At 69.4% G+C, this 13,450-nt stretch carries 11 protein-coding genes; 9 read left to right on the plus strand and 2 right to left on the minus strand.

All coding sequences use genetic code 11. The features are described 5' to 3' along the window. Positions 1 to 5: 5 nt before the first annotated feature. The 3 genes from C6P64_RS11440 to C6P64_RS11450 are packed head-to-tail and all read left to right on the plus strand — an operon-like array spanning position 6 to position 5,046. Complete coding sequence (locus tag C6P64_RS11440) at positions 6 to 1,076, plus strand: HlyD family secretion protein (protein WP_105748697.1); 1,071 nt, start codon at positions 6 to 8, stop codon at positions 1,074 to 1,076. Next, positions 1,076 to 3,919, plus strand: a complete 2,844-nt coding sequence (rbbA, locus tag C6P64_RS11445; RefSeq protein ID WP_105748698.1) for a ribosome-associated ATPase/putative transporter RbbA — start codon at positions 1,076 to 1,078, stop codon at positions 3,917 to 3,919. The genes C6P64_RS11440 and rbbA overlap by 1 nt, the downstream gene beginning before the upstream one ends. Next, positions 3,916 to 5,046, plus strand: coding sequence for an ABC transporter permease (locus C6P64_RS11450; RefSeq protein WP_105748699.1), 1,131 nt, complete (start codon positions 3,916 to 3,918; stop codon positions 5,044 to 5,046). Before rbbA ends, C6P64_RS11450 begins: the two co-directional genes overlap by 4 nt. A 55-nt stretch (positions 5,047 to 5,101) precedes the next feature. Here C6P64_RS11450 and C6P64_RS11455 read toward each other — a convergent pair whose 3' ends face one another. Beyond that, complete coding sequence (locus C6P64_RS11455) at positions 5,102 to 5,977, minus strand: AEC family transporter (RefSeq protein ID WP_105748738.1); 876 nt, start codon at positions 5,975 to 5,977, stop codon at positions 5,102 to 5,104. 75 nt (positions 5,978 to 6,052) lie between these two features. Between C6P64_RS11455 and C6P64_RS11460 the strand changes: the two genes are divergently transcribed. The 6 genes from C6P64_RS11460 to urtE all read left to right on the plus strand — a co-directional run bounded on the left by C6P64_RS11460 (position 6,053) and on the right by urtE (position 12,825). Beyond that, positions 6,053 to 6,889, plus strand: a complete 837-nt coding sequence (locus C6P64_RS11460; protein ID WP_105748700.1) for an urease accessory protein UreD — start codon at positions 6,053 to 6,055, stop codon at positions 6,887 to 6,889. Between the two features lie 184 nt (positions 6,890 to 7,073). Continuing rightward, positions 7,074 to 8,357 carry an urea ABC transporter substrate-binding protein gene (gene urtA, locus C6P64_RS11465; protein WP_105748701.1) on the plus strand — a complete coding sequence of 428 codons (1,284 nt, stop codon included), beginning with the start codon at positions 7,074 to 7,076 and terminating at the stop codon, positions 8,355 to 8,357. 102 nt (positions 8,358 to 8,459) lie between these two features. Beyond that, positions 8,460 to 10,091 carry an urea ABC transporter permease subunit UrtB gene (gene urtB, locus C6P64_RS11470; protein ID WP_425436750.1) on the plus strand — a complete coding sequence of 544 codons (1,632 nt, stop codon included), beginning with the start codon at positions 8,460 to 8,462 and terminating at the stop codon, positions 10,089 to 10,091. 15 nt (positions 10,092 to 10,106) lie between these two features. Next, positions 10,107 to 11,237 (plus strand): urea ABC transporter permease subunit UrtC, encoded by a 1,131-nt coding sequence (gene urtC, locus C6P64_RS11475; protein ID WP_105748702.1) that lies wholly within the window; start codon positions 10,107 to 10,109, stop codon positions 11,235 to 11,237. After that, positions 11,234 to 12,109 (plus strand): urea ABC transporter ATP-binding protein UrtD, encoded by an 876-nt coding sequence (gene urtD / locus C6P64_RS11480; protein ID WP_105748703.1) that lies wholly within the window; start codon positions 11,234 to 11,236, stop codon positions 12,107 to 12,109. The genes urtC and urtD overlap by 4 nt, the downstream gene beginning before the upstream one ends. 11 nt (positions 12,110 to 12,120) lie before the next feature. After that, positions 12,121 to 12,825 carry an urea ABC transporter ATP-binding subunit UrtE gene (urtE, locus tag C6P64_RS11485; RefSeq protein ID WP_105748704.1) on the plus strand — a complete coding sequence of 235 codons (705 nt, stop codon included), beginning with the start codon at positions 12,121 to 12,123 and terminating at the stop codon, positions 12,823 to 12,825. Positions 12,826 to 12,956: 131 nt separating this feature from the next. On the opposite strand, the gene C6P64_RS11490 is transcribed toward urtE, so the two are convergent. Next, positions 12,957 to 13,373: a PaaI family thioesterase gene (locus C6P64_RS11490; protein WP_105748705.1), complete on the minus strand. Its 417-nt coding sequence runs from the start codon at positions 13,371 to 13,373 to the stop codon at positions 12,957 to 12,959. Between the last annotated feature and the right edge of the window lie 77 nt (positions 13,374 to 13,450).

A 13,450-nucleotide genomic window follows, 5' to 3' on the forward strand; every position in this document is an offset into this window, starting at 1 on the left:
TCAACATGACAAGTCGGTGGAAGTCGGCCCTCTGGCCGCTGGTCCTGCTGGCAGCGCTGGCTGTCGGGTTGTTCTGGTGGGCACCCTGGCACGCCTCGGGCCTGCCCGCGGGCCTGGTCAAGGGCAATGGCCGCATCGAGGCGACCGAGATCGCGGTCGCCAGCAAGCTCGCCGGCCGGGTGATGGCGGTCGAGGTCGGCGAGGGCGAGTTCGTCAAGGCCGGCCAGGTGCTGGCCCGGATGCAGGTCGACAGCCTGCAGGCCCAGCGCGACGAGGCGCTGGCCCGCCTGCAGCAGGCCCAGCAGGCGGTCGGCACCGCCGAGGTCCAGGTGGCCCAGGCCGAGAGCAACCACCAGGCCGCGCTGGCGCTGGTGGTGCAGCGCGAGAGCGAGCTCGACATGGCGCAGCGCAAGCTGCTGCGCTCGGAGCAGTTGGCGCGCGAAGGTTTCTTTTCCGATCAGTTGCTCGAGGATGACCGCGCCAAGCGGCGCAACCAGCAGGCCATCCTGAGCGCGGCCCAGGCCCAGGCGCGTGCTGCCGAGGCCGCCATGCGGGCCGCCAGCACCCAGGTCCCCGCCGCCCAGGCCCAGGTTCGGGCCCTCGAGGCCACGCTGGCCCGCATCGATGTCGAGCTGGCCGACAGCGTGCTCAAGGCGCCGCGCGACGGCCGGGTCCAGTTCCTGGTCGCGCAGCCGGGCGAGATCGTCGCCGCGGGCGGCCGGGTGCTCGAGCTGGTCGACCTGACCGATGTCTACCTGACCTTCTTCCTGCCCGAGACCGTCGCCGGCCGGGTCGCGCTCGGCAGCGAGGTGCGGCTGCTGCTCGACGCCGCGCCGCAGTTCGCGATCCCGGCCAAGGTCTCTTTCGTCGCCAGCCAGGCCCAGTTCACGCCCAAAACGATCGAGACCGCCAGCGAGCGCCAGAAGCTGATGTTCCGCGTCCGGGCCCAGGTCGAGCGCGAGCTGCTGCTGCGCCACCTCGAGCAGGTCAAGACCGGCCTGCCCGGCGTGGCCTGGCTCAAGCTCGATCCCCAGGCCGCCTGGCCGGCCGAGCTGGCGCTCAAGGGGCAGCCGTGATGCGGCCGGCCCCCCTGGATGGCGCGCTGGCTCCGGTCGCGCGGCTCGAGGGGGTGGAGCAGCGTTACGGCCAGGTGGTCGCGCTCGCGGGCCTGACGCTGCAGATTCCGGCCGCCTGCCGGGTCGGGCTGATCGGCCCGGATGGGGTCGGCAAGTCCAGCCTGCTGTCGCTGCTGGCCGGCGCGCGCGCGTTGCAGGCCGGCCGGATCGAGGTGCTGGGCGGCGACATGGCGCGCCAGCAGCACCGGCGCGAAGTCTGTCCCCGCATCGCCTACATGCCGCAGGGCCTGGGCAAGAACCTCTATCCGACCCTGTCGGTCGAGGAGAACCTGCAGTTCTTCGCCCGCCTGTTCGGCCACGAGGCGGCCGAGCGGCGCCAGCGCATCGACCAGCTGACCCAGGCCACTGGCCTGCAGCCCTTCCTGGCGCGTCCGGTCGGCCAGCTGTCGGGCGGCATGAAGCAGAAGCTCGGCCTGTGCTGCGCGCTGATCCACGACCCGGACCTGCTGATCCTCGACGAGCCGACCACCGGGGTCGATCCGCTGGCCCGGGCCCAGTTCTGGCAGCTGATCGACGGCATCCGGGCCCAGCGCCCGGACATGAGCGTGCTGGTGGCGACCGCCTACATGGACGAGGCGCAGCGCTTCGACTGGCTGATCGCGCTGGACGCCGGCCAGGTGCTGGCCGAGGGCCGGCCGGCCGAGCTGCTGCAGCGCACCGGGGCCGCGACCCTGGAGGCGGCCTTCATTGCCTTGCTGCCCGAGGCCAGGCGGCAGGGCTACCGGGCGATCGAGATCCCGCCGCTCGAGCCGGACCAGGAGCTGGCGATCGAGGCCGACGGGCTGACGATGCGCTTTGGCGACTTCGTCGCGGTGGACCAGGTCAGCCTGCGCATCCGGCGCGGCGAGATCTTCGGCTTCCTGGGCTCGAACGGCTGCGGCAAGTCGACCACGATGAAGATGCTGACCGGCCTGCTGCCGGCCAGCTCGGGCCAGGCCAGGCTGTTCGGCCATCCGGTCGACCCGAAGGACATGGCGACGCGGCGCCGGGTCGGCTACATGTCGCAGTCCTTTTCGCTCTACGGCGAGCTGACGGTGGCGCAGAACCTGGCGCTGCACGCGCGCCTGTTCCATGTGCCCGAGGCCGAGGTCGCGCAGCGGGTGGCCGAGATGGTCGGGCGCTTCGGCCTGGCCGAGGTGCTGGCCGAGCTGCCCGAAAAATTGCCGCTCGGCATGCGCCAGCGCCTGTCGCTGGCGGTGGCCATGGTGCACCGACCTGAGCTGCTGATCCTCGACGAGCCGACCTCGGGCGTGGACCCGATCGCGCGCGACAACTTTTGGCGCCTGATGATCGAGCTGGCGCGGCGCGACAGGGTCACGATCTTCATCTCGACCCATTTCATGAACGAGGCCGAGCGCTGCGACCGGATCTCGCTGATGCATGCCGGCCGGCTGCTGGCCAGCGCGGCGCCGGCGGCCATCGTCGCCGAGCGCGGCGCGGCGACGCTCGAAGAAGCCTTCATCGCCCACCTGCTGGCGGCGGGTGGCGGCGCTGGGCCCGGCAGCGAGCTTACGCGACCGGGGCTGCCCGCCAGTCCGGCTCCTACGGCTGCCCTGGCCTTGCCGGCGGCAGCTGCGGCTGCAGCGCCGGGCCAGTCCCCGGCCGCTGACGCGCAAGGCGCGCACGCCGCGATCCGCCCGCAGGCCGCAGGCCGGTGGCGGCGCAGCCTGCGCCGGGTCTACAGCTACAGCTGGCGCGAGGCGCTCGAGCTGCAGCGCGACCCGGTCAGAGGCGCGCTGGCGCTGCTGGGCTCGCTGCTGCTGATGTTCGTGATGGGCTATGGCATCAGCATGGATGTCGAGCACCTGCGCTATGCCATGCTCGACCGCGACCAGACCCCCTTGAGCCGCGACTATGCGCTGAACCTGTCGGGCTCGAACTACTTCGTCGAACGGCCGCCGCTGCAGGACTATGCCGAGCTCGACCAGCGCCTGCGCAGCGGCGAGCTGTCGTTGGCGCTCGAGATCCCGCCCGGCTTCGCGCGCCGGGTCGCGCGCGGCGACGCGGTGCAGGTCGCGGCCTGGATCGACGGCGCGATGCCGCAGCGCGCCGAGACGGTGAGCGGCTTCGTCCAGGGCATGCACCAGCATTGGCTGGCGCAGCAGCAGCGCCAGCGCACCGGGGTGGCGCCGGCCGTGCCGGTCAGCGTCGAGACGCGCTTTCGCTACAACCCCGACATCAAGAGCCTGCCCGCGATGGTGCCGGCGGTGGTCCCGCTGCTGCTGCTGATGTTGCCGGCCATGCTGACGGCGCTGGCCGTGGTGCGCGAGAAGGAGCTGGGCTCGATCATCAACCTCTATGTCACGCCGACCAGCCGCACCGAGTTCCTGCTCGGCAAGCAGCTGCCCTATGTCGTGCTGGCGATGGTCAACTTCGGCCTGATGAGCCTGGCCGCCGTCACGCTGTTCGGCGTGCCGATGACGGGCAGCTTCGCCACGCTGGCGCTGGCCGCGCTGCTCTACAGCCTGAGCTCGACCGGCATGGGCCTGCTGGCCTCGACCCTGGTGCGCAGCCAGATCGCCGCCATCTTCTTCGCCATGGTCGGCACGCTGATCCCGGCGGTGCAGTTCGCCGGCCTGATCCACCCGGTCTCCTCGCTCGAGGGCATGGGGCGCTGGATCGGCGAGATCTACCCGGCCAGCCACATGTTCGTGATCAGCCGCGGCGTGTTCAGCAAGGCGCTCGGCTTTGACGATCTGGCGGCCAGCTTCTGGCCGCTGCTGCTGGCCGCGCCGCTGATCCTGGGGCTGGCGGTGCTCTTGCTCAGGAAGCAGGAGAAATGATGCTGCGCCACCTCGCCAACATCTACCGCCTCGGCGTCAAGGAGCTCTGGAGCCTGTGGCGCGACCCGATGATGCTGTTCCTGATCGGCTACACCTTCACGGTCGCGGTCTATACCGCCGGCACCGCGATGCCCGAGACCTTGCACCGCACGCCGATCGCGATCGTCGACGAGGACGACTCGGCGCTGTCGCAGCGCCTCATCGGCGCCTTCTACCCGCCCTCGTTCACGCCGCCGGTGCGCATCAGCCAGGCCGAGGTCGATCCCGGCCTCGATGCCGGCCGCTACACCCTGGTGCTGGCGATTCCGCCCGACTTCCAGCGCGACCTGCTGGCCGGCCGCTCGCCGGCGCTGCAGCTCAACCTCGACGCGACCCGCATGAGCCAGGCCTTCGCCGGCAGCGGCTTCGCGCAGCAGATCGTGCTGGGCGAGGTGGCCGAGTTCCTGCAGCGCCAGCGCGTCGTGACGCCGAGCCCGGTCGAGCTGGCGACCCGGGTCCGCTTCAACCCGACCCTGTCCAACACCTGGTTCGGTTCGCCGATGGAGCTGGTCAACCTGATCACGATGCTGTCGATCATCCTGACCGGCGCGGCGCTGATCCGCGAGCGCGAGCATGGCACGGTCGAGCATCTGCTGGTGATGCCGGTCACCCCGACCGAGATCATGCTGGCCAAGATCTGGGCCATGGCGCTGGTGGTGCTGCTGGCGTCGGCGCTGTCGCTCAACGGCGTGATCCGCGGCCTGCTGCAGGTGCCGATCGAGGGCTCGCTCGGGCTGTTCTTCTGCGGCGTGACGTTGCACCTGTTCGCGACCACCTCGATGGGCATCTTCATGGCGACGCTGGCGCGCAGCATGCCGCAGTTCGGCCTGCTGATGGTGCTGGTGATGATGCCGCTGCAGATGCTGTCGGGCGGCGTGACCCCGCGCGAGAGCATGCCGGCCTGGGTGCAGTGGGCGATGTCGCTGGCGCCGACCACCCATTTCACCGAGCTGAGCCAGGCCATCCTCTACCGGGGCGCCGGCATCGACGTGGTCTGGAGCTCCTTCGTCGCGCTGGCGCTGATCGGCTCGGTGCTGTTCGCGCTGTCGCTGCGGCGCTTTCGCGCCACCATCGCCCAGCTGGCCTGAGCTGGGCTGGGGTGAGGCAAGGCCCAGCCCGCCTGCCGTCCCCCGCCTGCCGCCCTTATCCCAGCGTCAGCGCCAGCGCCACCGGCAGGAAGACCGCCGCGGCGAGGTTGCCGATCAGCACCATCGATGCGACCTTGTCCGGCTCCTGGCCGTAGCGCTCGGCGAACATGTAGTTGAGCACCGCGGGCGGCAGCGCGCCGAACACCAGCAGCAAGGCCTGCTCGCGCTCGGGCAGGCCGACCAGGCGCAGCATGGCCCAGGCCGCCGCCATGCCGGCGAGCGGGCGCAGCACCGCGCCGAACAGGCCGAAGCCGACCGCCTCGATGCGCGAGTCGGCCAGCCGCGCGCCGAGCGCGAACAGCATCAGCGGGATCGAGATGTCGCCGACCATCCGGATCGCCGTCAGCAGCGGCGGCCAGAGTTCGATGCCGCTCAGGCCGACCGCCAGTCCGGCGCCGGTCGCCAGTACCGGCGGCGACTGCCAGGCCTTCAGCCAGCTGCTGCGCGGGTCGAGCAGCCAGGCGCCAAACGAGAAATGCAGCAGGTTGGACAGCACGAACAGCACCACCGCGGGCGCCAGCGCCGCGTCGCCGAAGGCCAGCACGGCCAGCGGCAGCCCGAGGTTGCCGCAGTTGTTGAACATCATCGGCGGCACCAGCGTGCGCGGCGCCATTCCGAGCGCGCGCGCCGCCAGCCAGCCGACCAGACCCGTGCCGGCGATGACGCCCAGGCCGGCCAGCAGCAGCGGCAGGTAGTCGGTGAGGCGGAACTCCTTGCTGGCCATGGCGCCGAACACCAGCGCCGGCACGAAGACCGCCAGGTTGAGCTGGTTCGCGTGCGACAGGTCGGGCTTCATGCGCCGTGCCACCAGGAAGCCGAGCGCGGTGATCGCGAACAGCGGAAACAGGATCGATAGGATGCGGATCAGCATGGGCTCCATTCTGCCGCCTGGCCCCGGGCATCGATCTTGCATGATGGAGGGGTTTGTCCGTCTAGCTTCCGATCCATGCCCTGGCACGCCCATCTCGACCTCCAGTATCGCCGCGACCCGAGCGGCCAGACCCTGCTGCGCCACCGCCACGGCGGTCCGCTGCGCGTCTTCAAGAGCCTCTATCCCGAGGGACCGGCGGTCTGCCACAACGTGATCGTCCATCCGCCCGGTGGACTGGTGCAGGGCGACCGGCTCGAGATCGATGTCACGGTCGCGGCCGGCGCCCATGCGCTGGTCTCGACCCCGGGCGCGACCCGCTTCTACCGCAACGCCAGCGGCGAGCCGGCCGAGCAGCGGGTGCGGCTGGCGCTGGAGCAGGGCGCGCGGCTGGAATGGCTGCCGCTCGAGACCCTGGCCTATGATGGCTGCCGCGCGCTGAACCGGGTCGAGCTCGCGATCGCGCCGGGCGCCGAGCTGCTGGCCTGGGATGTCGTGAGCCTGGGCCTGCCGGCCGCCGGGCTGCCGTTCGCCAGCGGCTGCCTCGAGCAGCACTGGGACTGGCCCGGGGTCTGGCTCGAGCGCGCGCGGCTCGATGCGCTCGACGAGCGCCTGCTGCGCAGCCCGGTCGGCCTCGACGGCCAGAGCGCGCTCGCCACGCTGGTGTTGGCCTGCGGTACCCCGCTGACGCGGACCCGGCGCGAGGCGCTGCTCGAGGCCTGCCGCGAGCTGATCGAGGCCCATGAGCTGGCGCCGCGCTGTGGCGCGACCTGCCCGAACGACCAGATGCTGGTGGTGCGCGCGCTGGCTGGCCAGGTCGAGCCGCTGATGCAGCTCTGGCAGGCGCTGTGGGCGCTGCTGCGGCGCGAGGCCTGGGGCATGGCCGACCAGCCGCCACGCATTTGGAGCGTCTGAGCGGCGCTGCTGGCCGGGGTGGGCGGCATGGGACGAGGCGCGCGCTGGCACCGCTTGTACGCCATCTGGCGTACAGACGATTCGGGGGGCTGTCCCTAGCATGGAGTCATCTGCTGCAAAAAGGACCGAACAGTCCGGAAGGCAGCGAAAACTTCCATCAACTGCCAGAGAAACGGAAACCGCCATGTCCAGCCATTCCTCGCGTCGCCTGACCCTCAAGACCCTGTCGGCCGCTGCCGCCGTCGCTTCCATGGGCCTGTTCGGCCTGCCGGCCCATGCCGCCGACACCATCAAGGTCGGCGTGCTGCACAGCCTGTCGGGCACGATGGCGATCTCCGAGACCGTGCTCAAGGACACGGTGCTGATGGCCATCGACGAGATCAATGCCAAGGGCGGCGTGCTGGGCAAGAAGCTCGAACCCGTCGTCGTCGATCCGGCCTCCAACTGGCCGCTGTTCGCCGAGAAGGCCAAGCAGCTGATCGACCAGGACAAGGTCGCGGTGGTGTTCGGCTGCTGGACCTCGGTGTCGCGCAAGTCGGTGCTGCCGGTGTTCGAGGAAAAGAACAGCCTGCTGTTCTACCCGGTGCAGTACGAGGGCGAGGAACTGTCCAAGAACGTGTTCTACACCGGCGCGGCGCCGAACCAGCAGGCCATCCCCGCGGTCGAGTACCTGATGAGCAAGGACGGCGGCGAGGCCAAGCGCTTCGTGCTGCTCGGCACCGACTATGTCTACCCGCGCACCACCAACAAGATCCTGCGCGCCTTCCTGAAGTCCAAGGGCATTGCTGACTCCGACATCATGGAGGAGTACACCCCGTTCGGCCACAGCGACTACCAGACCATCATCGCCAAGATCAAGAAGTTCTCCTCCGAGGGCAAGAAGACGGCGGTGGTCTCGACCATCAACGGCGACTCCAACGTGCCGTTCTACAAGGAACTCGGCAACGCCGGCCTGAAGGCCAAGGACGTGCCGGTGGTGGCCTTCTCGGTCGGCGAGGAAGAGCTGCGCGGCGTCGACACCAAGCCGCTGGTCGGCCACCTGGCGGCCTGGAACTACTTCATGAGCATCAAGAACCCGGCCAACACCGAGTTCGTCAAGAAGTGGAGCGACTATGCCAAGGCCAAGAACATCCCGGGCCACAAGGACAAGCCGCTGACCAACGATCCGATGGAGGCGACCTATATCGGCGTCAACATGTGGGCGCAGGCGGTGGCCAAGGCCAAGTCGACCGACACCGACAAGGTGATCGCGGCCATGGCCGGCCAGACCTTCAAGGCGCCGGGCGGCTTCGTCAGCACCATGGACAAGGAAAACCATCACCTGCACAAGCCGGTCTTCATCGGCGAGGTCAAGGCTGACGGCCAGTTCAAGGTGGTCTGGAAGACCAAGGGCCCGGTGGTCGCCGATCCGTGGAGCGACTACATCCCCGAGAACGCCGGCAAGGCCAACGTGCCGGCCAAGAAGTAAGGCGATCGGACCAGGCATCGGGGTCGGGCTGCGGCCTGCCCCCTGTGCCTGGAGGCTTGAACGGGCCGCCCTGTTGCGGCCCGCTGTTTTTCCGGGAAGTCGATGATGCGACACAAGATGATGGACATGCTGCGGCATGGCGTGCTGCGACTGGGCCTGAGCCTGGCTTGTGCCGGCGGCCTGCCGCTGGCCGCCCATGCCCTGACGGCGCCGCAGGCCCTCGAGCTGGCCGCGGGCGATGCCGACGAACGGGTGGCGCAGTTGCTGCAGCTCGCTGCCAGCGACGACGCGCGCGCCCAGGCGCTGATTCGCGCCCTGTCGGACGAGCGCGTGCAGGTGCAGCACGGCCAGGTGCTGATCGTGCAGGGCACCGAGGCCGTCGATGCCGTCAGCGGCGCGGTGGTCGCGCTCGGTGACGAGGCCGAGGAGGCCGTGGTCAACAACCGCCTGCGCGGCGCGCTCGACAGCGCGCTGGCCGGCATGGATCTGCTGCAGGGCGATGCCGCGCGCCAGCGCGAGGCGGCCGCCATCCTGCAGCGTGGCGCCTTCGACGACCCGACCCCGGCCCAGCTGCCGCTGGTCGAGCGCGCGCTGTCGCCCGAGTTTTCCGGCCGGCTCGACCCGGCCGCGCGCGAGTCGCTTTTGCTGGCGCAGGCTGCCTTGCACCTGGCCAGCGATGATCCGGCGCAACGCAGCGCCGCCGCCGCCAAGCTGGCCGCGGTCGGCCAGCCCATCGTCAAGGCGCTGCTGAGCCAGCGCCTCGGCGCCGAGACCGATCCGGTCGTCCAGGCCGCGCTGCGCCAGGCGCTGAGCTCGGTCGAGCGCGCGCTGGGCACGGCCTCGGTGCTGGGCCAGGTGTTCACCGGCTTCAGCCTGGGCTCGATCCTGCTGCTGGCCGCGCTCGGGCTGGCGATCACCTACGGCCTGATGGGCGTGATCAACATGGCGCATGGCGAGCTGATCATGATCGGCGCCTACGCGACCTACCTGGTGCAGCTGGCCTTCCGCCAGTACCTGCCGGGCGCCTTCGACTGGTACCTGCTGGCGGCGCTGCCGCTGTCCTTCCTGGCCTCGGCGCTGGTCGGCGCGGCGATGGAGCGCAGCGTGATCCGCTTCCTCTACGGCCGTCCGCTCGAGACCCTGCTCGCGACCTGGGGCATCAGCCTGGTGCTGATGCAGGGCGTGCGCAGCCTGTTCGGCGCGCAGAACGTCGGCGTCGAGAACCCGTCCTGGATGAGCGGCGGCATCACGCTGCTGGGCAGCCTGACCCTGCCCTGGAACCGGATCATCATCATCGGCTTCGCCTTCGCGGTGCTGCTGGCGGTCGCGCTGCTGATCGGCAAGACCCGGCTCGGCCTGTTCGTGCGCGGCGTGACGCAGAACCGCCCGATCGCCTCCTGCATGGGCGTCAACACGGCGCGCATCGACACCTATGCCTTCGCGCTGGGTTCGGGCATCGCCGGGCTGGCCGGCTGCGCCTTGAGCCAGGTCGGCAACGTCGGCCCGGACCTGGGCCAGAACTACATCGTCGACAGCTTCATGGTGGTGGTGCTGGGCGGGGTCGGCCAGCTGGCCGGCACGGTCTACGCCGCGCTGGGCCTGGGGCTGCTGAACAAGCTGCTCGAGGGCTGGGCCGGCGCGGTGCTGGCCAAGATCGCGGTGCTGGTCTTCATCATCGTCTTCATCCAGAAGCGTCCGCAGGGCATCTTCGCCCTCAAGGGTCGCCAGGCCTGATCAGGGAGCCATACCATGACAACCCAAGTTCTGACTTCCGCCGCCGGCCTGCCGGCCAAGGGCCCCCTGCTTGCGCGCAGCGGCTGGGGCACGATCCTGGTCGCGCTGCTGGTGGTCTGCGCGGTCGCGCCGGCGCTCAACCTGCTGGTGCCCGAGAGCAGCCTCTTCCACCTGAGCGACTACCTGGTCGGCCTGCTCGGCAAGATCATGTGCTACGCGATCTGCGCGCTGGCGATGGACCTGATCTGGGGCTATACCGGCATCCTGAGCCTGGGCCACGGCCTGTTCTTCGCGCTCGGCGGCTACGTGATGGGCATGTACCTGATGCGCCAGATCGGCCGCGAGGGCAGCTACCAGAGCGACCTGCCCGACTTCATGGTGTTCCTGGACTGGAAGGAGCTGCCCTGGACCTGGGCGCTGTCCGACAGCTTTGCCGCCACCTTGCTGCTGGTCGTGCTGGTGCCGGGTCTGGTCGCCTTCGTGTTCGGCTACTTCGCGTTCCGCTCGCGCATCAAGGGGGTGTATTTCTCGATCATCACCCAGGCGCTGACCTTCGCGGCCATGCTGCTGTTCTTCCGCAACGAGACCGGCTTCGGCGGCAACAACGGCTTCACCGACTTCAAGCGCCTGCTCGGCCTGCCGATCGCGACGCAGGAGATGCGCATGACCCTGTTCGTGCTGACCGGGCTGACCCTGCTGGGCTGCTATCTGTTCGCACGCTGGCTGGTCAGCAGCAAGTTCGGCCGCGTGCTGCAGGCGATCCGCGACGCCGAGAGCCGCGTGATGTTCTGCGGCTACGACCCGCTGCCGTACAAGCTGACGATCTGGGTCATCTCGGCCGTGATGTGTGGTGTGGCTGGTGCGCTCTACGTGCCGCAGGTCGGCATCATCAACCCGGGCGAGATGAGCGCGGCCAACAGCATCGAGATCGCGGTCTGGGCCGCGGTCGGTGGCCGGGCCTCGCTGATCGGCCCGATCGTCGGTGCCTTCATCGTCAACGGCGCCAAGAGCTGGCTGACCGTGACCTTCCCCGAGTTCTGGCTCTACTGCCTGGGCGCGCTGTTCATCGTCGTGACGCTGTACCTGCCGCAGGGCGTGGTCGGTCTGGTGCAGAAACTGCGGATCAAGAAAGGAGGCCAGGCATGACGCCCGAGCTGATGGAGCAAGGCGCGCAGCGCTACGAGCGCGCGCAGGAGGCCCTGGTGCAGGGCAAGACCGCCTCTGGGGGCCGCACCGCCGCCTTCTCGCGCCCGCTGGTGCGCGGCGAGGTCGACACCAGCCATGGCCGCATCCTGTACCTGGAGGACGTGCGGGTCAGCTTCGACGGCTTCAAGGCCATCAACGGCCTGAACCTCGACATCGCGCCCGGCGAGCTGCGCTGCATCATCGGCCCCAACGGCGCCGGCAAGACCACGATGATGGACATCATCACCGGCAAGACCCGGCCCGATTCGGGCACGGTCTTCTTCGGCTCGACCATCGACCTGCTGCGCTACAAGGAGCCCGAGATCGCAGCGCTCGGCATAGGCCGCAAGTTCCAGAAGCCGACCGTGTTCGAAGAACTGACCGTGTTCGAGAACCTCGAGCTGGCGCTGGCCACGCACAAGGGGGTCTGGCCGAGCATGACCTTCGGGCTGAACGGCGAGCAGAAGGACCGGCTGGCCGAGGTGCTGCAGACCATCCACCTGAAGGATTCGGTGCGGCGCCGCTCCGGCGACCTGAGCCATGGCCAGAAGCAGTGGCTCGAGATCGGCATGCTCTTGATGCAGGAGCCGAAGCTGTTGCTGCTCGACGAGCCGGTCGCCGGCATGACCGACGAGGAGACCGCGCGCACCGCCGAGCTGTTCCTGAGCCTGAAGGGCAAGCACAGCCTGATGGTGGTCGAGCACGACATGAGCTTCATCCGCGCCATCAGCGAGAAGGTGACCGTGCTGTGCGACGGCGCGGTGCTGGCCGAGGGCACGCTGGACCAGGTGCAGGCCGACGAGCGCGTGATCGAGGTCTACCTGGGCCGCTGAAGGACATATCCATGTTGCAGATCGAACAAATCCACCAGTACTACGGCGGCTCGCATATCCTGCGCGGCGTCGACCTCCAGGCCAAGGCGGGCGAGATCACGGTCGTGCTGGGCCGCAACGGCGTCGGCAAGACCACGCTGCTCAAGTCGCTGATGGGCCTGGTGCCGATTCGCGCCGGCCAGATCGTGCTCGACGGCCAGGCTATCGAGAAGACCACGCCCTACGAGCGCGCGCGCGCCGGCATCGGCTTCGTGCCGCAGGGACGCGAGATCTTCGGTCGCCTGACCGTGCACGAGAACCTGCTGATGGGGCTGGCGACCAAGAAGGCCGGCACGCCGATCCCGCCCCAGCTGTTCGAGCTGTTCCCGGTCCTCAAGCAGATGCTGGGCCGCCGCGGCGGCGACCTGTCGGGCGGCCAGCAGCAGCAGCTCGCGATCGCGCGCGCGCTGGCGGCTTGCCCGAAGCTGCTGGTGCTCGACGAGCCGACCGAGGGCATCCAGCCTAACATCATCAAGGACATCGGCAAGGTGCTCAGACAATTGGCCAAGGAGGGCCTGGATGGCAAGCCGATGGCGATCGTGCTGGTCGAGCAGTACTACGACTTCGCCGAGGAGCTGGCCGACCGCTATGCGGTCATGGAGCGCGGCGAGGTGATCGCCAGCGGTCCCGGCGCCGAGATGCCCGAGAAGGGAATCCGGCAGCTGGTGGCGATCTGAGCTAGGCGAGTTCCCAGTCAAGCGACAAGGTCCGGGCCGGCTGGCACTGTCAGCCTTATCCGTCCGCTGCGCGTCCGGCAAATCGGCCGCCAGCGCCAGCCGGCTCGGATCTCGTGGCGGGTTGCTGTCTGTCAGGCTGGCGGCTGCTGCGGGATCGCGTAGCTGCCGACCACATGGGCCACCGGCTCCTCGAGGCCCTCGGAGTAGAGCAGGACCTCGCCGGTCGCGAGCAGGCGGCCGACCTTGATCAGCTTGCAGACCCCGATGATGCGCCGCTCGGCCGAGGGCTTGCGCAGGAAATGGATGCTCAGGTCGGTCGTGACGGCCAGCGGCACGATGCCGATCTCGCCGAGCAGCGCGACATAGAGCGCGACATCGGCCACGCCCATCAGGACCGGACCCGAGACCGTGCCGCCCGGGCGCAGTTCGGCCGGGCCGACCCGGTGCGAGACGGTGGCGCCACGCGCACCGACCGATTCGACGACGCACAGGCTTTGGGGAAACTCGGCGGCCAGGAAGGCCGCGACTTCATCTTTGCTGGCAGGCAAGGCTTGCTCCTTTGTGGCTGGTCCGTCATGTTGACCTGACAGTCTGTCGCGATGCTTGCGCTGCCGGATTCAGAGCG

This window comes from Malikia granosa (assembly GCF_002980595.1).
GTDB lineage: Bacteria > Pseudomonadota > Gammaproteobacteria > Burkholderiales > Burkholderiaceae_C > Malikia > Malikia granosa.

Excerpts from the sequence above, each read along its gene's own strand:
- C6P64_RS11440 (WP_105748697.1), top strand. The coding sequence starts at position 6 with ATGACAAGTCGGTGGAAGTCGGCCCTCTGGCCGCTGGTCCTGCTGGCA.
- rbbA (WP_105748698.1), top strand. The coding sequence starts at position 1,076 with ATGCGGCCGGCCCCCCTGGATGGCGCGCTGGCTCCGGTCGCGCGGCTC.
- C6P64_RS11450 (WP_105748699.1), top strand. The coding sequence starts at position 3,916 with ATGATGCTGCGCCACCTCGCCAACATCTACCGCCTCGGCGTCAAGGAG.
- C6P64_RS11455 (WP_105748738.1), bottom strand. The coding sequence starts at position 5,977 with ATGCTGATCCGCATCCTATCGATCCTGTTTCCGCTGTTCGCGATCACC.
- C6P64_RS11460 (WP_105748700.1), top strand. The coding sequence starts at position 6,053 with ATGCCCTGGCACGCCCATCTCGACCTCCAGTATCGCCGCGACCCGAGC.
- urtA (WP_105748701.1), top strand. The coding sequence starts at position 7,074 with ATGTCCAGCCATTCCTCGCGTCGCCTGACCCTCAAGACCCTGTCGGCC.
- urtB (WP_425436750.1), top strand. The coding sequence starts at position 8,460 with ATGATGCGACACAAGATGATGGACATGCTGCGGCATGGCGTGCTGCGA.
- urtC (WP_105748702.1), top strand. The coding sequence starts at position 10,107 with ATGACAACCCAAGTTCTGACTTCCGCCGCCGGCCTGCCGGCCAAGGGC.
- urtD (WP_105748703.1), top strand. The coding sequence starts at position 11,234 with ATGACGCCCGAGCTGATGGAGCAAGGCGCGCAGCGCTACGAGCGCGCG.
- urtE (WP_105748704.1), top strand. The coding sequence starts at position 12,121 with ATGTTGCAGATCGAACAAATCCACCAGTACTACGGCGGCTCGCATATC.